Here is a 17270-nt window from a genome sequence, read left to right as displayed (position 1 = left end):
TCGGCCACGGCGGCCGGGTAGTTTGGGATGTGATGACCGCGACAATCGTAGACCGCATTCGGGATGGATGGCCTGACCCCGTGGACGAGGTGGTGGAGGCGGCCCAGGAGCTGCTCAAGCGGCGCACAGGCGCCGCAGTACGTCTGGTGGACGCGACGGACCTCGGCGGCGGTGGAGACACCGTCGTGCTGCGGGTGCGCGTGGCGGAGAATCCGTTCTCGCTGCCGCGGACGCTGGTGCTCAAGCAGGTCCTGGGCGGCAACCGGCAACTGGCGGACGGTCAGATCGACGAGTCCTTCCGGCGCGAGGCGGTCTCCTACCAGTTCTGCAATTCGCTGTCCGCCGCGCACCGCCCGGGCCCGGAGCTGGTCGCCTACGACCTGGACGCGCGCCTGCTGGTGCTCTCCGACCTGGGCGACGCCCCCGCGATGGGCGAATTGCTCGCCCGCCGTGACACGTCGGAGGTGACGCATTCGCTGATGGCGCTCGCGCAGTCGCTGGGCCGGATGCATTCCAGCACGTACGGCCGCGAGGAGGACTACACGACGCTGCTGCACCGCACCGCGGGCGTCGACGAGGCTCACCCGCTGAACGCGCAGGCGGCGCGCGCGGTGGACGAGGTGCCCTCGATGCTGCAGGACATACTCGCCGTCGCGGTGCCCGAGGACGTGCGGGCCACCGCAGCCAGTGGCCGGGAGCTGTTCGACGGCGGGCGCTTCCGGGCGTTCAGCACCGCGGACCTGTGCCCGGACAACATCCTCGTCAACGAGGGCGGGGTGAAGTTCCTCGACTACGAGTGGGGCGGGTTCCGCGACGCCACCCTGGACATCAGCTACGCGCTGGCGTCGTTCCCCACGTGCCTGTGCGCGCTGGAACTCAGCCAGGACCAGGTGGAGGAGATGGTGGAGGCGTGGCGCGCGGAGGTCGTCTCCGTGTTCCCGCAGCTCCGCGACGACTCGGTCCTGTACTCGCGGCTGCTGGCGGCGATGCTCGTGTGGCTGTGGCTGAGCACGTGGCTGTTCCTCGACCCCTCCGGCCCGGACATGCACGTCGACGAGGACGCCGAGTCGTGGCTGCGCCAGCATGAACTCGCTGTGGGCCGGCGGCCCGCGCTGCGCCGCCGGTGGGCGATCCTGGCGGCGTTCGCCGACAACCTCGGCGATGCCGCCGTCGGCGACCACGCCCGCGCCGTGCTGGGGGCGCTCGAAGAGTGACGGGCCTGCGCGGGCGGCACGGGGACGACGCCGACGACGGCGCAGCGCCCGCGCTGTTCGATGACGACGACGGTTCCATGGAGCTGATGGGTACGCCGGGCGACGACGCGGGTGCGGCACGCCCGGCGCCGGACCCCGGCGCCCCGCTCGCGGTGCGCATGCGGCCGCGGACGCTCGACGAAGTGCTGGGACAGCAGCACCTGCTGGACACCGGCGCTCCGCTGCGTCGGCTGGTCGAGGGCGCGGGCGCGAGCTCGGTGATCCTCTACGGTCCGCCCGGCACCGGCAAGACCACGCTCGCCTCGTTGATCTCGTCCACCACCGGGCGCCGGTTCGAGTCGCTGTCGGCGCTGTCGGCCGGCGTCAAGGAAGTCCGGGCGATCATCGAGGTGGCGCGGCGGCGCGCGGCGCAGGGAACGCAGACCGTGCTGTTCATCGACGAGGTCCACCGGTTCTCCAAGACCCAGCAGGACGCCCTGCTGTCCGCCGTGGAGAACCGCATCGTGCTGCTGGTCGCGGCCACGACGGAGAACCCGTCGTTCTCCGTCGTCTCGCCCCTTCTCTCGCGCTCGCTGGTGCTGCAGCTGCAGCCGTTGACCGTGCCGGACATCGCCGCCCTGCTGCGCCGCGCGGTGGACGACGAGCGCGGCTACGGGGGCACGATCACCGTGGACGACGACGCCCTCGATCACCTCGTGGCCCTGGCGGGCGGGGACGCGCGGCGCGCGCTGACCACCCTGGAGGCGGCGGCGGACGTGGCCGTCGCGCGCGCGGGCGCGTCCGACGGCCCGGTCGCCGTGGACCTGCCGACGGTCGAATCCGCGGTGGACCGGGCCGCAGTGCGCTACGACCGCGACGGCGACCAGCATTACGACGTCATCAGCGCGTTCATCAAGTCCATCAGGGGCTCCGACGTGGACGCGGCGTTGCACTACCTGGCCCGGATGATCGTGGCGGGGGAGGACCCCCGGTTCATCGCCCGCCGCCTGATGATCCACGCGAGCGAGGACGTCGGCATGGCGGACCCGACGGCCCTGCAGGCGGCGGCCGCGGCCGCGCAGGTGGTCCAGCTGGTGGGGCTGCCCGAGGCGCGCCTGGCGCTGGCGCAGGCGACGATCCACCTGGCGTCCGCGCCCAAGTCCGGCGCCGTCAACGCCGCCATCTCGCAGGCGATGGCGGACGTCTCCCGCGGGAGGGCCGGGATGGTCCCGCCGCACCTGCGCGACGGCCACTACAAGGGCGCGCAGGGCCTGGGCAACGCCGTCGGCTACAAGTACCCGCACGACGCGCCGTCGGCCGTGGTTCCGCAGCAGTACCCGCCCGACGAGCTGGTGGGCGTGGACTACTACACGCCCACCGCGCACGGGGCGGAGCGCGGACTCAGCGAGCGGCTGCCCAAGCTGCGTCGTATCGTGCGGGGCCGCTGACCGGCGGCGACGACACCGGCCGCGGGTCGCCGCGTGCGCGGGCATGGCGCCGGAAGTCCGGGCGGTAAGCTGGATCCGGCCCGCGGCCGCCCGTCCGGCCCGGCGCACACCCGCGGCAGCAGCGAGACACAACCGGCAGATTCGAAGGATTCCAGGTGCAGACCCACGAGATTCGCAAGCGCTTCCTCGACCACTACGTGAAGAACGGTCACACCGAGGTCGCAAGCGCATCGTTGCTCCTCGATGACCCGAACCTGCTTTTCGTCAACGCGGGCATGGTGCCCTTCGTGCCCTACTTCCTGGGCCAGCAGAGCGCCCCCTACAGCCGGGCCACCTCCATCCAGAAGTGCGTGCGCACCCTGGACATCGAGGAGGTGGGCATCACCACGCGTCACAACACCTTCTTCCAGATGGCGGGCAACTTCTCGTTCGGCGACTACTTCAAGCGCGAGGCGATCACGTTCGCGTGGACGCTGCTCACGGGTGCGCAGGACGACGGCGGCTTCGGGTTCGACCCCGAGCGGCTGTGGGCCACCGTCTATCTGGACGACGACGAGGCCTTCGGCATCTGGCGCGACGAGGTGGGCCTGCCGGCCGAGCGGATCCAGCGCCGCGGGATGACGGACAACTACTGGTCGATGGGCATCCCGGGGCCGTGCGGTCCGTGCTCCGAGATCTTCTACGACCGCGGCCCGGCATACGGCAGCGAGGGCGGACCCGAGGCGGACGAGGACCGCTACATCGAGATCTGGAACCTCGTGTTCATGCAGAACGAGCGCGGCGAGGGCACCAGCAAGGACGACTACGAGATCCTGGGCCCGCTGCCCCGCAAGAACATCGACACCGGCATGGGCGTCGAGCGCGTGGCCTTCCTGCTGCAAGGCGTCGAGAACGTCTACGAGACCGACCTTCTGCGGCCCGTCATCGACAGGGCCGAGGAGCTCACCGGCCGCCGGTACGGCTCCGACGCCGCGTCGGACGTGCGCTTCCGGGTGATCGCCGACCACGCCCGCACGGCCGCGATGCTGATCCTCGACGGCGTCAACCCGGGCAACGACGGCCGCGGCTACGTGCTGCGCCGGCTTCTGCGCCGCATCGTGCGCTCGGCGCGGCTGCTGGGCGCGGACCAGCCGACGATGCGCGCCTTCATGGACACCGTCCGGGTGGCCATGGCGCCGTCCTACCCGCAACTGGAGACCGACTACGACCGCGTCCGGAACGTCGCTGTGGGCGAGGAGGCGGCCTTCCTGGGCACGCTGGCCTCCGGCTCCAAACTGTTCGAGGACGTCGCCCGGCAGACGAGGTCGCAGGGCTCGGCGCGCATCGGCGGGGCCGACGCGTTCACGCTGCACGACACCTACGGTTTCCCCATCGACCTGACCCTGGAGATGGCGGCCGAGGCCGGCCTGGAGGTGGACCGCGAGGGGTTCGGCGCGCTCATGGCCGAGCAGCGCGCCCGCGCCAAGGCCGATGCGCAGGCGCGTAAACACGCGCACGCCGACCTGACGGTGTACCGGGAGCTGGTCGACGGGCATCCCACCGAGTTCACCGGCTTCGACGAGCTCAACACGGAGGCCACCGTCCTGGCCCTGGTGCGCGACGGCGTGCGCGTGCCCACCGCAGTGGCGGGCGAGGAGGTCGAGGTGATCCTCGACCGCAGCCCGCTCTACGCGGAGGCCGGCGGGCAGATCGCCGACGCCGGCGTCATCACCGCCGACGGCACCCGGCTCACGGTGAACGACGTGCAGAAGATCGCCAAGAAGCTCTGGGTGCACAAGGTCAGCGTGGACCGCGGCCAGGTGACCGAGGGCGACGCCGTGCTGGCCCAGGTCGATTCGTCGTGGCGGCACGGCGCAACCCAGGGCCACTCCGGCACCCACATGGTGCACGGTGCGCTGCGGCAGGTGCTCGGGCCCAACGCCGTCCAGGCCGGGTCGCTCAACAAGCCCGGCTACCTGCGTTTCGACTTCCACTGGCAGGGCGGGCTCAGCGAGACGACGCGCCAGGAGATCGAGGACGTGTCCAACGCCGCCGTCGGCGCCGACCACACCGTCAACACCATCGAAACCTCGCTGGACGCGGCGAAGGAGATGGGCGCGATGGCGCTGTTCGGCGAGAACTACGGCGACGAGGTCCGGGTGGTCGAGATCGGCGGTCCGTTCTCCATGGAACTCTGCGGCGGCACCCACGTGGCGCACTCCTCGCAGATCGGCCCCATCACCGTGCTGGGGGAGTCGTCGGTGGGCTCGGGGGTCCGGCGCATCGAGGCGTTCGTGGGCACCGAGTCGATGAAGCACATGGCGCGCGAGCGGGCCCTGCTGCAGGGCGTGGCGACGCTGCTCAAGGTGCCGTCCGAGGACGTGCCCGGCCGGGTGGAGAACCTCATCGACAGGCTCAAGGTGGCCGAGCGCGAGGTGGAGAAGGCCAAGAGCGCCTCCCTGGCCGCGGCGGCGGGGCCCATCGCGGAGTCGGCCGAGCGGGTGGGCGACGTGCTGCTGGTGGCTGCCAAGGCACCAGGCGGGGGCGGCGGGAACGAGCTGCGCGCGCTCGCCGGCGACGTCCGCGGGCGGCTCGGCGACGCGGCCTCGGTGGTGGTGCTCTTCGGCGACGACGGCGGCAAGGTCCCGTTCGTGGTCGCCACGTCCGGCGCCGCCCGCGACGCCGGACTCAAGGCGGGCGACCTGGTCAAGGCCTTCGCCCCGGCGATCGGTGGACGCGGAGGCGGCAAACCCGACCTCGCGCAGGGCGCGGGCACCGACCCCGGCGGCGTCGAGGCTGCGGTCGCCGCTCTGCGCGCGGAGCTGACCGATCGCTGACCCGGAGCCCGCCGCCGCGGGCTGGGACAGGGGCAGGCGGCTGGCGATCGACGTCGGCTCGGTACGCGTCGGGGTGGCCTCCTGCGACCCCGACGGGATTCTGGCGACCCCCGTCGAGACGGTGCAGCGCGCCAAGAAGAATCACGCGCAGGCGCCGGACATCCGCCGCATAGCGGCTTTGGTGGACGAGTACGAGGCCGTCGCGGTGATCGTCGGGCTTCCCCGGACGCTGCGGGGCACCGAGGGCAAGGCCACCGCGACGGTGCGTGCGTTCGCGCGTGTCCTCGAGGGGGTCATCGCCCCGGTACCGGTACTGTTCGCCGACGAGAGGTTCAGCACGGTCACCGCGCAGCAGTCGCTCCACCGCAGCGGAGTCGACACTCGGCGCGGGCGGTCGGTGATCGACCAGGCCGCAGCGGTGGCGATACTGCAGGATTGGCTCGAGCGTGCCAAAGCGGCCGCCGCCGCGGCGGATGCCGGTGCGGCGGGGACTCGCGGGACACGACCGGGCAGCGACGATGCGGAGGACGGCCAGTGACGGACCACCACCCCAGCGAGGCGGACAGCCCGCGCGCGGGCGGCGACGCGGGGCACGGCGCCCGGCGCGGAAGCGGCCATCCGGGCGCGTCCGGATCGCACCGGCACCGTGGTGAGTACGTGTGGCCGCGCGAACGGGTGGCCCCCCGTTACGTCGGCGGCGGATCGGTCGGCGGAGGTGCGGACGACGGACCCGTCACCGGCGGCGGCGACGCGGGTGCGCCGGGCGACGGCGGCCCGGGAGGCCCCCGTCGGTCGCAGCGGTCCGGCCGCCACGGCCGGCGGCGCGCCGGCCAGGCAGCCCAACGGCGCCGACGGCGGGGCACGGTGTTCGCGCTGCTGGGGCTGGCGGCGCTCATCGCCGTCGCGTTCATCGGCGGCAAAGCGTTGCTGGGCTCGTTCTTCGGCGGGCCGCCGGACTACTCCGGCACCGGCGATCAAGGCGTCGTCATCGAGGTGGCGGCCGGCGACAGCACCACCGCGATCGCCAACACGCTCTACGACCGGGACGTGGTCAAGAGCGCCCAGGCCTTCCTCGACGCCGCGCAGGGCAACGCCGCGATGAGCACGATCCACCCCGGGTACTACCAGGTGAAGACCGAGATGTCCGGCGAATCCGCCGTCCAGCAGATGACGTCGGCGACGGGGCGCGTGGGGGCCGTCGTCATCCCCGAGGGGCGACAGCTGGCCGACATCAGCACGGTGAAGGGCAACACCACGCCCGGCATCCTGCGGCTCATTTCCAACGCGAGCTGCATGGACGACCACGGGTCACGCGATTGCCTCACCGTCGAGCAGCTCTCGCAGGCGCTCGCCACCACCGACCCGGCCCGGATGGGGGTCCCGTCGTGGGCGGTGGACAGGGTGCGGGCGGTCCAGGAGCCGCAGCGCCGCTACGAGGGGCTGATCATGGCGGGAAGCTGGAACTTCAACCCGACGGACGACCCCGCCACCGTGCTGCGCACCATGTTCACCCAGTCCGCGGACGCGTTCGAATCGAGCGGGATCTCCGATGCGGGGTCCCGGACGGGGCTGAGCCCCTACGACACGCTCGTCGCCGCCTCCCTCATCGAGCGCGAGGCGCCTCCGAACGACTACCCCAAGGTGTCGCGCGTGATCCTGAACCGCCTGGCCAAGGGGCAGAAGCTGCAGTTCGATTCCACCGTCAACTACGCGCTCGACAAGCAGGAGGTGGCGACCACCGACGCCGACCGCGCCCGCACCACGCCGTGGAACACGTACGCGATGGAGGGGTTGCCCGCCACTCCGATCTCCGCGCCCGGGCAGAAGGCGCTGCAGGCCGCGGAGAACCCGGCGCCCGGCGACTGGCTGTACTTCGCCACCGTCAGCAAGGACGGCACCACCCTGTTCACCGACAACTACGACGAACACCTGGAGAACATCAAGAAGGCCCAGGCGGCGGGGGTGCTCGACAGTGGACGCTGACCGCCCCCGGAAGGCGGGCGTGCTGGGCAGCCCCATCGCGCATTCGCGGTCCCCGCAGCTGCACCTGGCCGCCTACCGCGCGCTGGGGCTGGCGGACTGGACCTACGAGCGCATCGAGTGCGACGCGGACGCGCTGCCGGGCCTGGTGGGCGCGCTCGGCCCCGAATGGGTGGGGTTGTCGGTGACGATGCCCGGCAAGTTCGCCGCACTCGCCATCGCGGCCGAGCGGACGGCGCGCGCCGAGCTGGTGGGCGCCGCCAACACCCTGGTGCGGATCCCGGGCGGGTGGCGGGCCGACTGCACCGACATCGACGGCGTCACCGCGGCGCTCGACGAGCTCGACGCGCCGCGGGGGGCCGGCCTGGCGGACGCCCCTCCGGCGGTGATCCTCGGCGCGGGCGGCACTGCGCGGCCGGCCCTCGTCGCCCTGGCCGACCGCGGCGCCGGCGAGGTGACGCTGGCGGTCCGGGACACCACTCGCGCGGTGGGGGCGGTCGACTGCGCCCGGCGCGCCGGGCTCGACCCGCACGTGGTGACGCTGGGGTCCGCGGGCTTCGCCGAGGCCTGCGCACAGGCCCCCCTCGTGATCAGCACCCTGCCCGGCGACGCCGCCGCAGCGCTGGCGGGCGCGCTGGCCTCCGCCCGCCGGTTCCTCGACGTGGCCTACCACCCGTGGCCGACGTCGGCCGCGCGCGCGGTGCTCGACGGCGGCGGCGTCGTGGTCGGCGGCTTGGCCATGCTGCTCGGGCAGGCGTACGGGCAGGTGGAACAGTTCACCGGCAAGCCCGCGCCGCGTGCGGCGATGGCGGCGGCGCTCGGCTGATTCCCGGCATCGGCCGCCTGGCGCGGCGGCCTGTGGATACGTGCGCGTTCTGCACAGGTTCCTGCATCACGCCAGGTCGCCGCGCCGCGGATGCCGGTCTGCGGCGCCAGGGCGGGCGATGCTGGTCGTCATGGGGGAATGCGCGAAGGACCGCGGCGCCGCATGCGGCATCCGGCGCCGCTCGGTCGGCGCCGCCGCTGCGTACTCCGCGGCGACCTGCGGACTCGGCCTCGCCCTGGCCGCGCGCTGCGCCACGGCCGGCCTGCTTCCGGCGGCCGTCGGGGCGCTCGCGCTCGCCGCATGGTGCGCGATTCTCGGCGTCGTCGACCTGCGTAATCTGCGCCTGCCCGATCTCCTCACGATCCCGGGCGCCGCGGCGATCCTCGCCGCGGCCGGGGCGGCCGGCCACGGCGCTGCCGCGCTGTGGGGCGCGGGCCTGTTGACGGCCGCCTATCTGTGCATGCACCTGCTGCGGCCGGCGGCGATGGGGGCGGGGGATGCGAAGCTGGCGGCCGGGCTGGGGGCGGCCACCGCGCTGGGCGGCGGCGACGCGTGGCTCGCCGCCGCGACGGGAGCGCTGCTCCTGACCGCGATGTGCGGGATCGCCGTGTCCGGCCGGACGCGGAATGCCGCCTGGCCGCACGGGCCGTCGATGTGCATCGCGTCGCTGGCCGCGCTCCTCGCGGCCGGATGAGGGGTAATCGCCCGGCTCATGGCAGGATTGGGTCCGTGCTGCGTTGGACGACTGCCGGAGAATCCCACGGTCCCGCCCTCGTCGCCATGCTCGAGGGCATGGTGGCCGGGGTCGAGGTGACCACCGAAGACATCGCGGGCGAGCTGGGCCGCCGTCGCCTCGGTTACGGCCGCGGCGCGCGGATGAAGTTCGAGGCGGACCAGGTGACCATCCTCGGCGGCGTGCGCCACGGGGAGACGCTCGGCGGCCCGGTCGCCATCCAGATCGGCAACACCGAGTGGCCCAAATGGGAGCAGGTCATGTCGGCCGACCCCATCGACCCCGCGGAGCTCACCGACCAGGCCCGCAACGCGCCGCTCACCCGGCCCCGGCCCGGTCATGCCGACTACTCCGGAATGCTCAAGTACGGTTTCGACGACGCGCGCCCCGTGCTCGAGCGGGCCAGCGCCCGTGAGACCGCGGCACGCGTCGCCGCGGGCACCGTCGCCCGCGCATTCCTGCGTCAGGCCCTGGGGGTCGAGGTGGTCTCGCACGTGGTCGAGATCGGCGGCGCCGGCGCGGAAGAGCCGGGCGTGCCCGCCTACGACGACCGCGACCGCATCGACGCGAGCCCCGTGCGCGCCCTCGACAAGGCCGGCGAAGAGGCGATGGTCGCCGAGATCGACGCCGCCAAGAAGCAGGGCGACACCCTCGGCGGGGTCGTGGAGGTGGTGGTCAGCGGCCTGCCCGTGGGCATCGGCTCGTTCACCGCCGGCGCCGACCGCCTGGACTCGCGGCTGGCCGGGGCGCTCATGGGCATCCAGGCGATCAAGGGCGTCGAGATCGGCGACGGTTTCGAGACCGCGCGCCGGCGCGGCAGCCTCGCCCACGACGAAATGGTGCCGGGCGTGGACGGGATCGTACGGTCCACCAACCGGGCGGGCGGCCTCGAGGGCGGCATGACCAACGGCGAGCCGCTCCGCGTGCGCGCGGCGATGAAGCCGATCTCCACGGTGCCCCGCGCCCTGAAGACCATCGACATGGCCTCCGGGGAGGAGGCGGTGGCCATCCATCAGCGCTCGGACGTGTGCGCGGTGCCCGCGGCCGGAGTGGTGGCGGAGTCGATGGTGGCACTGGTGGTGGCGCAGGCGGCGCTGGAGAAGTTCGGCGGCGACTCCCTCCCCGAGACCCGACGTAACGTGGAGGGCTATCTGAGCGCGGTCCGGGAACGGCTCGAGCACTGATGGCGCCCCGCGCAGTGATGGTGGGGCCGCCCGGCGCCGGAAAATCCACCATCGGTCGCAGGCTCGCCTCCGCGCTGGGCGTGGGCATCGTCGACACGGACTCCGAGGTGGAGCGCCGCGAGGGCCGCCCGATCCGCGAGATCTTCGCCGCCGACGGGGAGGCGGCGTTCCGCCGCATCGAAGAGGACGTGGTGCGCGAATCGCTGCAGCGCTCCGACGGGGTGGTCTCGCTGGGCGGTGGGGCGGTGCTCTCCGCGCGCACCCGTGCGCTCCTGCGCGGCCATGCCGTGGTGTTCCTGGACATCAGCGCCCACGAGGGGCTGCTGCGCACCGGAATAGCGGGCCGGCTGCGCGGACACCCGGGCAAGGACGACGAGACCAGGCCCCTTCTGCAGGGCGACGACCCCGCGGGACGGTACCGCGAACTCATCCGCGAGCGGCGCCCGCTGTATGAAGAGGTGGCCACGCTGGTGGTCCACACTGACAGGCGCAGCCCCGGCAAGGTGGTCCGCGAGATCGCCGGGCTGATCGAGTCGACGGAAACAGACGCCGCCGGACACGCCGGCGGTCAGCACGGCACCATCGGTGAACAGCACCACTAGATCCCAGGAGGTCGCAGGTGAGCGATACGACGCCGGCCGAACCGGTCCGCGTGCAGGTGGCAGGGGAACGTCCGTACCCGGTGGTGATCGGGCGCGGGCTGCTGGGCGACATCGTCGATGAGCTGCGCGGCACCCGCACCGTGGCGATATTCCACCAGCCCACGCTCACCGAGACGGCGGAGGTGGTGCGCGAACAGCTCGCGGACGCCGGAGTCGACGCGCACCGCATCGAGATCCCCGACGCGGAGGAGGGCAAGGAGCTGCCCGTCGCCGGATTCTGCTGGGAGGTGCTCGGGCGCATCGGCCTGGGACGCCAGGACGCGGTGATCAGCCTGGGCGGGGGAGCGGCCACCGACCTCGCCGGGTTCGTGGCCGCCACGTGGATGCGCGGCGTGCGCGTCGTGCACATCCCCACGACGCTGCTCGCCATGGTGGACGCGGCGGTCGGCGGCAAGACCGGCATCAATACCGACGCCGGCAAGAACCTCGTCGGCTCCTTCCACGAACCCGCAGCGGTCTTCGTGGACCTGGCCACTCTGGAGACGGTGCCGCGCAACGAGATTATCTCCGGCATGGCCGAGGTGGTGAAGGCGGGCTTCATCGCCGACCCGACGATCCTGGAGCTGGTGGAGGCCGACCCGGAAGCGGCCGTCGACCCCACCGGGGAGGTGCTTCCCGAACTGGTGCGGCGCGCCATTCAGGTCAAGGCCGACGTGGTCTCGCAGGACCTGCGCGAATCGAGCCTGCGCGAGATCCTCAACTACGGGCACACTTTGGGCCACGCCATCGAAAGGCTCGAGCATTACAAGTGGCGGCACGGGGCGGCGGTGGCCGTGGGCATGGTGTTCGTCGCAGAGCTCGCGCGCCTGGCCGGCCGTCTGGACGACGCCACCGCAGACCGGCACCGCACGGTGCTGTCCTCGCTGGGGCTGCCCACCACCTACGACCCGGACGCACTGCCCGCACTGCTCGAGCGCATGCAGTCAGACAAGAAGAACCGCTCCGGGATGCTCAGGTTCGTCGTGCTCGACGGACTGGCGAAGCCGGGCAGGCTCGAGGCGCCCGACCCGACTCTCATCGCCGGCGCGTACTCGGAAGTGGCACGCAACAACGCACCGGGCAGCCGCGGGGTGTTCCTGTGACCGCCAATCGGATCCAGGTGATCAACGGCCCCAACCTGGGGCGGCTGGGCACACGGCAGCCCGAGGTGTACGGCGCCACCACGCATGCGGAAGTGGAGCGCCGGTGCACGGAGCTGGGCCGCGCGCTGGGCGTCGAGGTGGTGGTGCGCCAGTCCGATCACGAGGGCACGCTGCTCGAGTGGATCCACCAGGCGGCCGACGACGGCGACCCGGTGGTGCTCAACGCCGGCGGCCTCACCCACACCTCGGTGGTCCTGCGCGACGCCTGCGCCGAGCTGAGCAGGCTGGTAGAGGTGCACATCTCCAACGTGCACGCACGGGAGGACTTCCGGCACCACTCCTACCTGAGTCCCATCGCCACCGGGGTGATCGTGGGGCTCGGCGTGGCCGGCTACGACGCCGCGATCCGCTTCCTCGCGGGCTGACGAGCCTCGCGGGCTGACGGGCCGCGCGGGTCCAACGGGCTGCGCGGCCCGGGGCCCGGCTACTCCTCGCCGCCGACGCCGCTGAGCGCGATCTCGTGGCGCCGCTGCCTGCGCTCCTCGGCCTCTTCGTCCGGGTCGACGCCGGACTTGCCGATCCACCGGCCCAGCCCGATACCGGCGGCCGCGGGCAGGATGATCATCAGCGCCGTGCCGGCCGCGCCCGAGGTGAGGTCGAAGAACCAGGTGCGCGATCCGATGCCGTCCACCCCCGCGGCCTCGAGCAGGTGGCAGATGAATCCGGCGACGAGTCCGGTGATGACGCCCGTGATGATCCACCGCATGATCAGATCGGTGCGGTCCTCCACGAGCGGGTGGCGGCGCGCGTCGATCACGCCGTCGATCCCGGCCCACACGAGCGCGATGAGAACCACGATGGCCAACGCCGTATAGCGCGATACCGTGCCGTGCAGTGGCGCGGCGGTGACGGCCACGCCGAGGACGATGCGCGCCACGACGTGCACCACTGTCATCACGATCGATCGCAGTACCCAACTGAACATGGACTGATACTAACCGTCCGGTAAGGCGGCTGTGGCCTGACCCACAGGTGTGCGGTCGGTAGCGTGTGCCGGGTGACGAAGATCCCGGACCCTCAGGCCGAGAATCCGAAAGGCGCGGCGCCCCGCGTGCATGCCGGCAGGCGCGCCGCCGTACGGTCGGCGCTCCGCGGTCGCGGTGTGCCGATGCTCGTCGTCACCGACCTGGTCAACGTGCGTTACCTCTCGGGTTTCACCGGCTCCAACGCGGCGCTGCTGATCGTCGCTGCGGATCCGCTCGGTGGCGCGGCGGGGGCCGACGACCAGGCGGGTTCCAACGATTCCGCGACGGTCCTGGCCACCGACGGCCGCTACACCGAGCAGGCGGCGCAGCAGGCCCCGGGCCTGCGCGTGCTGATCGACCGCGACTGCGCCCATGCGGTGATCGCCGATCACTTCGCACGGCACACCGCAGCGGGCCCGGGCCGCGCGCCGGTCGGCTTCGAGGCGTCGGCGATGAGCGTCGCGGATCATGCGGCGCTCGACCACCGCCTCACGTCGGCGCCCGCGTCCGTGGAACTGGTGCCGACCACCGGCGTGGTGGAAGGCGCCAGGCTGGTCAAGGACGACGGCGAGATCGCCCTCATCGCGCGTGCCTGCGCAGTCGGCGACGCGGCGCTGCGTGATCTCCTCGCCGAGGGGGCGCTGGCGCCGGGGCGCAGCGAGCGCCAGGTGGCGCGCCGGCTCGAGTGGCTGATGTTCGAGCACGGCGCCGAGGCGATCGCGTTCGAGACGATCATCGCGTGCGGCGCCAACTCGGCCATCCCGCACCACCGGCCCACCGATGACGTCCTGCGCCACGGGAACCTGGTCAAGATGGATTTCGGTGCCGTGGTCGGCGGGTACAACTCGGACATGACGCGCACCGTGGTCCTCGGCGCCGCGGATGCGTTCCAGCGCGACACATACGAGTTGGTGCGCCGGGCGCAGGAGGCGGGCGTCGCCGCCGTCCGCGCGGGAGTGACGGGCGCGGAGGTGGACCGCGCCGCGCGTGCGGTGATCGACGAGGCCGGCGCGGGTGAGTTGTTCACGCACGGGCTGGGGCACGGGGTCGGACTCCGCGTGCATGAAGCGCCGCCGGTGTCGTCCGGGGCCACCGGTACACTTCCTGCGGGCGCGGTGGTCACCGTCGAGCCCGGCGTGTACCACGCGGGCCGCGGTGGCGTCCGTATCGAGGACACCCTCGTCGTCCGCGACGGCGGTGCCGAGATCCTGACCCGCACCGGCAAAGACCTGCGGGTGGTATGACCGACGCGGGCACCGTCGTGGGTGGGCGGCACGTCCGCCACCAGCGAGGCAGGTCGCCGTCCGCGGGCGGACCCGCTGCGGACCGGTGGTCCGCGGCGCACGCCACGGACCACCGGCGCACAGAACCGACCTGCGCACACGGGCGCGGCACCAGAACGAGAAAGGCAGACAGTGGCATCGACCAGTGACTTCAAGAACGGGCTCGTGCTTAAGATCGACGGAAAGCTCTGGCAGATCACGGAGTTCCAGCACGTCAAACCCGGCAAGGGCCCCGCCTTCGTGCGGACCAAGCTCAAGAACGTCACGTCGGGCAAGACCGTCGACAAGACCTTCAACGCCGGGGTGAAGGTGGAGACCGCGACCGTGGACCGGCGCGACATGACGTACCTGTACCAGGACGGTGCGGACTTCGTGTTCATGGACGGCCAGACGTTCGACCAGATCCAGATCGGCGCGGAGATGATGGGCGACGGAGCCCGCTTCCTGCTGGAGAACATGACGGCGCAGATCGCGTTCCACGAGGAGGAGCCGCTGTACGTGGAGCTGCCGGTGTCGGTGGACCTCATCGTCAGTCACACCGACCCGGGCCTGCAGGGCGACCGCTCCACCGGCGGCACCAAGCCCGCCACCATGGAGACCGGCGCGGAGATCCAGGTCCCGCTGTTCATCAACACCGGCGACAAGCTCAAGGTGGACACGCGGGACGGTAGCTACCTGAGCCGTGTGAACGACTGACGTGGGCGATCGCATCAGGAGGCACGGCACACGGCACAAGGCCCGCCGCCGCAGCGTGGACCTGCTCTTCGAGGCGGAGGCGCGCGGCATCGGGCCGGCGGAGCTGGCCCGCGAACGGCGCAGCTATGCCGCCGAGGACGACACCATCAAGACGGTGAACGAGTTCACGATGTCGCTGCTCGAGGGCGTGGGGGCCAACGGGGACCGCATCGACGACACCATCGCCTCGTACCTGGAGGGCTGGCGGCTGGAACGTCTGCCCGCGGTGGACCGGGCGATCCTGCGGCTGGCGGTGTGGGAGCTGTTCTACACCGACGTCCCGCCGGTGGTGGCGGTGGACGAGGCCGTCGAGCTGGCCAAGCAGTTGTCGACGGACGAGTCGCCGGCGTTCATCAACGGCGTCCTCGGACGCGTCGTCGTCGTCGCACCGCAGGTGCGTGCGGCTGCGGCCGCGGTGCCGGCCTCGGAGCAGGACCGGCCGGAGACCGGCGGGCCGGAGGGCGAGCGCGCGGACGCCGGCCCCGGGACGGAAGAGCCGGACGCGCGTCCCGGGCAGGGATAGTCGCACGGCGGCCCCGCCGACCTCCCCGTGTCCGGTTTCACAGCCGGTCCGAGGGGGTTTCGGCGGGGCCGCCTGCGCCCGCCCTGTTATTCTGAATCCCGTAAGACATCCTTTAACGGTCCGTCCAGTGAGGCGGAGAAGGAGGTCGCGGCTTCCCGTGCCCACAAACGGCAACCACAACCCCGCAGCCCGCCCGTCCGGTGTGCGTGAGCTGATGTCGGCATCCGACGTCGCCCGCACCGTCGCGCGCATGGCGCATCAGATCATCGAGAAGACGGCCCTGGACACCTCGTCCGAGCATCCCGTGATCCTCATCGGCATCCCCACCCGCGGCGCTCCGCTCGCTGCCCGGCTTGCGGAGCGCATCACCGAGTTCAGCGGCGTCCGCGTGCCCGTGGGCGCGCTGGACATCACGCTCTACCGCGACGATCTGCGCGGCAAGCCGCACCGCCCGCTCGAGCGGACCTCGATCCCCATCGGCGGGGTGGACGGTTCCACCGTGATCCTCGTCGACGACGTCCTCTACTCGGGCCGCACCGTCCGCGCGGCGCTCGACGCCCTGCGCGACCTGGGCCGGCCGCGCAGCGTGCAGCTGGCCGTGCTGGTGGACCGCGGCCACCGGGAACTCCCGCTGCGGGCCGACTACGTCGGCAAGAACATCCCTACCGCGCGCAGCGAGACGGTGTCGGTGCGCCTGAGCGAGTACGACGGCGCCGACGCGGTGATGCTCGGGGCGCAGGACGCCGCGATGCACGACACCGCGGCGCGCGGCGACGACGGGGAGGCACGGCGGTGAAGCACCTGCTCTCCATCGGCGATCTCACCCCGGATTCTGCCGTGGACCTGCTCGATGAGGCCGACAGGTTCAAGGCGGCGCTGCTGGGACGTGAGGTGCGCAAGCTGCCGACACTGCGCGGCCGCACCGTGATGACGGTCTTCTTCGAGAACTCCACCCGCACCCGCGCCTCGTTCGAGGTGGCGGGCAAGTGGATGAGCGCGGACGTCATCAACGTCAGCGCCGGCACGTCGTCCGTGAGCAAGGGCGAGTCGTTGCGGGACACCGCCGCCACCCTGCACGCCATCGGAGCCGACGCGCTGATCGTGCGTCATCCGGCCTCCGGCGCGCCCCGGCAGGTGGCCCGCTGGACCGCGGAGATGGCGCAGGACGGGGTCGCCCCCTCGGTGATCAACGCGGGCGACGGCATGCACGAGCACCCCACCCAGGCGCTGCTCGACGCGCTGACGCTCCGCGACAGGCTCGGCGGCATCGAGGGCCGTCGCGTCGGGATCGTCGGGGACATCCTGCACAGCAGGGTGGCGCGTTCCAACGCGCTGCTGCTGACGATGCTGGGCGCGGACGTGGTCCTCATCGCCCCGCCCACCCTGATGCCCCTGGGGGCGGACGGGTGGGGCGTCACCGTCGCGCACGACCTGGACTCCGAGCTGCCGGGCCTCGACGCGGTGATGATGCTGCGGGTGCAGGCCGAGCGGATGCGCGGCGGGTTCTTCCCGAGCCCGCGCGAGTACTCGATCCGCTACGGCCTGAGCGAGACACGCCGGCGGATGCTGCCGGAGCACGCGGTGATCCTGCACCCGGGCCCGATGCTCCGGGGGATGGAGATCGGCTATTCGGTGGCCGATTCGCCGCAGGCGGCCCCGCTTCAGCAGGTCGCCAACGGGGTGCACGTGCGGATGGCGGTGCTGTTCCGCCTGCTCGTCGGCGGGCAGGTCGACGCATAGATGGGCGCTCGACGCACAATGCCGGAGGGGCACGGCGCAC

At 72.3% G+C, this 17270-nt stretch carries 17 protein-coding genes; 16 read left to right on the top strand and 1 reads right to left on the bottom strand.

The features are described from left to right. Window positions 1-80: 80 nt before the first annotated feature. The 11 genes from FO059_RS09250 to aroQ all read left to right on the top strand — a co-directional run bounded on the left by FO059_RS09250 (window position 81) and on the right by aroQ (window position 12349). Window positions 81-1214, top strand: a complete 1134-nt coding sequence (locus FO059_RS09250; protein ID WP_168226603.1) for a protein kinase family protein — start codon at window positions 81-83, stop codon at window positions 1212-1214. Window positions 1215-1291: 77 nt separating this feature from the next. Beyond that, window positions 1292-2641 carry a replication-associated recombination protein A gene (locus FO059_RS09245; RefSeq protein ID WP_143910610.1) on the top strand — a complete coding sequence of 450 codons (1350 nt, stop codon included), beginning with the start codon at window positions 1292-1294 and terminating at the stop codon, window positions 2639-2641. 155 nt (window positions 2642-2796) lie between these two features. Continuing rightward, window positions 2797-5457: an alanine--tRNA ligase gene (alaS, locus tag FO059_RS09240; RefSeq protein ID WP_143908200.1), complete on the top strand. Its 2661-nt coding sequence runs from the start codon at window positions 2797-2799 to the stop codon at window positions 5455-5457. After that, the gene (gene ruvX / locus FO059_RS09235) at window positions 5450-5995 is read left to right on the top strand and encodes a Holliday junction resolvase RuvX (protein ID WP_143908198.1); all 546 of its coding nucleotides are present in this window, start codon (window positions 5450-5452) and stop codon (window positions 5993-5995) included. Before alaS ends, ruvX begins: the two co-directional genes overlap by 8 nt. Beyond that, window positions 5992-7440: an endolytic transglycosylase MltG gene (gene mltG, locus FO059_RS09230; protein ID WP_143908197.1), complete on the top strand. Its 1449-nt coding sequence runs from the start codon at window positions 5992-5994 to the stop codon at window positions 7438-7440. The genes ruvX and mltG overlap by 4 nt, the downstream gene beginning before the upstream one ends. Beyond that, on the top strand, window positions 7430-8263 hold the full coding sequence (locus FO059_RS09225) for a shikimate dehydrogenase (protein ID WP_143908195.1): 834 nt from the start codon (window positions 7430-7432) through the stop codon (window positions 8261-8263). The genes mltG and FO059_RS09225 overlap by 11 nt, the downstream gene beginning before the upstream one ends. A 130-nt stretch (window positions 8264-8393) precedes the next feature. After that, complete coding sequence (locus FO059_RS09220) at window positions 8394-8957, top strand: prepilin peptidase (protein ID WP_143908193.1); 564 nt, start codon at window positions 8394-8396, stop codon at window positions 8955-8957. A 35-nt stretch (window positions 8958-8992) separates the two neighbouring features. Continuing rightward, window positions 8993-10180, top strand: coding sequence for a chorismate synthase (gene aroC / locus FO059_RS09215; RefSeq protein WP_143908191.1), 1188 nt, complete (start codon window positions 8993-8995; stop codon window positions 10178-10180). Then, window positions 10180-10782, top strand: coding sequence for a shikimate kinase (locus FO059_RS09210; RefSeq protein WP_143908188.1), 603 nt, complete (start codon window positions 10180-10182; stop codon window positions 10780-10782). Before aroC ends, FO059_RS09210 begins: the two co-directional genes overlap by 1 nt. A 17-nt stretch (window positions 10783-10799) precedes the next feature. After that, window positions 10800-11924 carry a 3-dehydroquinate synthase gene (gene aroB / locus FO059_RS09205; RefSeq protein ID WP_143908186.1) on the top strand — a complete coding sequence of 375 codons (1125 nt, stop codon included), beginning with the start codon at window positions 10800-10802 and terminating at the stop codon, window positions 11922-11924. Beyond that, window positions 11921-12349 (top strand): type II 3-dehydroquinate dehydratase, encoded by a 429-nt coding sequence (aroQ, locus tag FO059_RS09200; RefSeq protein ID WP_143908184.1) that lies wholly within the window; start codon window positions 11921-11923, stop codon window positions 12347-12349. The genes aroB and aroQ overlap by 4 nt, the downstream gene beginning before the upstream one ends. Before the next feature lie 59 nt (window positions 12350-12408). Here aroQ and FO059_RS09195 read toward each other — a convergent pair whose 3' ends face one another. Next, on the bottom strand, window positions 12409-12909 hold the full coding sequence (locus FO059_RS09195) for a B-4DMT family transporter (RefSeq protein ID WP_143908182.1): 501 nt from the start codon (window positions 12907-12909) through the stop codon (window positions 12409-12411). Between the two features lie 72 nt (window positions 12910-12981). On the opposite strand from FO059_RS09195, the gene FO059_RS09190 reads away from it, so the two are divergent. The 5 genes from FO059_RS09190 to FO059_RS09170 all read left to right on the top strand — a co-directional run bounded on the left by FO059_RS09190 (window position 12982) and on the right by FO059_RS09170 (window position 17230). Beyond that, window positions 12982-14193: a M24 family metallopeptidase gene (locus tag FO059_RS09190; protein ID WP_233266769.1), complete on the top strand. Its 1212-nt coding sequence runs from the start codon at window positions 12982-12984 to the stop codon at window positions 14191-14193. A gap of 171 nt (window positions 14194-14364) precedes the next feature. Continuing rightward, a complete protein-coding gene (gene efp, locus FO059_RS09185) occupies window positions 14365-14928 on the top strand; it encodes an elongation factor P (protein WP_143908181.1) in 564 nt (187 codons plus the stop codon). 1 nt (window position 14929) lies between these two features. Next, window positions 14930-15490 (top strand): transcription antitermination factor NusB, encoded by a 561-nt coding sequence (nusB, locus tag FO059_RS09180; RefSeq protein WP_143908179.1) that lies wholly within the window; start codon window positions 14930-14932, stop codon window positions 15488-15490. Window positions 15491-15647: 157 nt separating this feature from the next. Further along, window positions 15648-16286 carry a bifunctional pyr operon transcriptional regulator/uracil phosphoribosyltransferase PyrR gene (pyrR, locus tag FO059_RS09175; RefSeq protein WP_143908177.1) on the top strand — a complete coding sequence of 213 codons (639 nt, stop codon included), beginning with the start codon at window positions 15648-15650 and terminating at the stop codon, window positions 16284-16286. Further along, complete coding sequence (locus tag FO059_RS09170; RefSeq protein WP_143908175.1) at window positions 16283-17230, top strand: aspartate carbamoyltransferase catalytic subunit; 948 nt, start codon at window positions 16283-16285, stop codon at window positions 17228-17230. The genes pyrR and FO059_RS09170 overlap by 4 nt, the downstream gene beginning before the upstream one ends. Window positions 17231-17270 lie beyond the last annotated feature (40 nt).

The organism is Tomitella fengzijianii (assembly GCF_007559025.1).
In the GTDB taxonomy this organism is placed as follows: domain Bacteria; phylum Actinomycetota; class Actinomycetes; order Mycobacteriales; family Mycobacteriaceae; genus Tomitella; species Tomitella fengzijianii.
The sequence above is the reverse complement of the archived record's forward strand: the minus strand, read 5'-3'. Positions and strand labels throughout refer to the sequence as shown.

Coding starts and splice junctions, on each gene's coding strand:
- FO059_RS09245 (WP_143910610.1), top strand. CDS start 1,292: ATGGAGCTGATGGGTACGCCGGGCGACGACGCGGGTGCGGCACGCCCG.
- FO059_RS09220 (WP_143908193.1), top strand. CDS start 8,394: ATGGGGGAATGCGCGAAGGACCGCGGCGCCGCATGCGGCATCCGGCGC.
- FO059_RS09210 (WP_143908188.1), top strand. CDS start 10,180: ATGGCGCCCCGCGCAGTGATGGTGGGGCCGCCCGGCGCCGGAAAATCC.
- FO059_RS09195 (WP_143908182.1), bottom strand. CDS start 12,909: ATGTTCAGTTGGGTACTGCGATCGATCGTGATGACAGTGGTGCACGTC.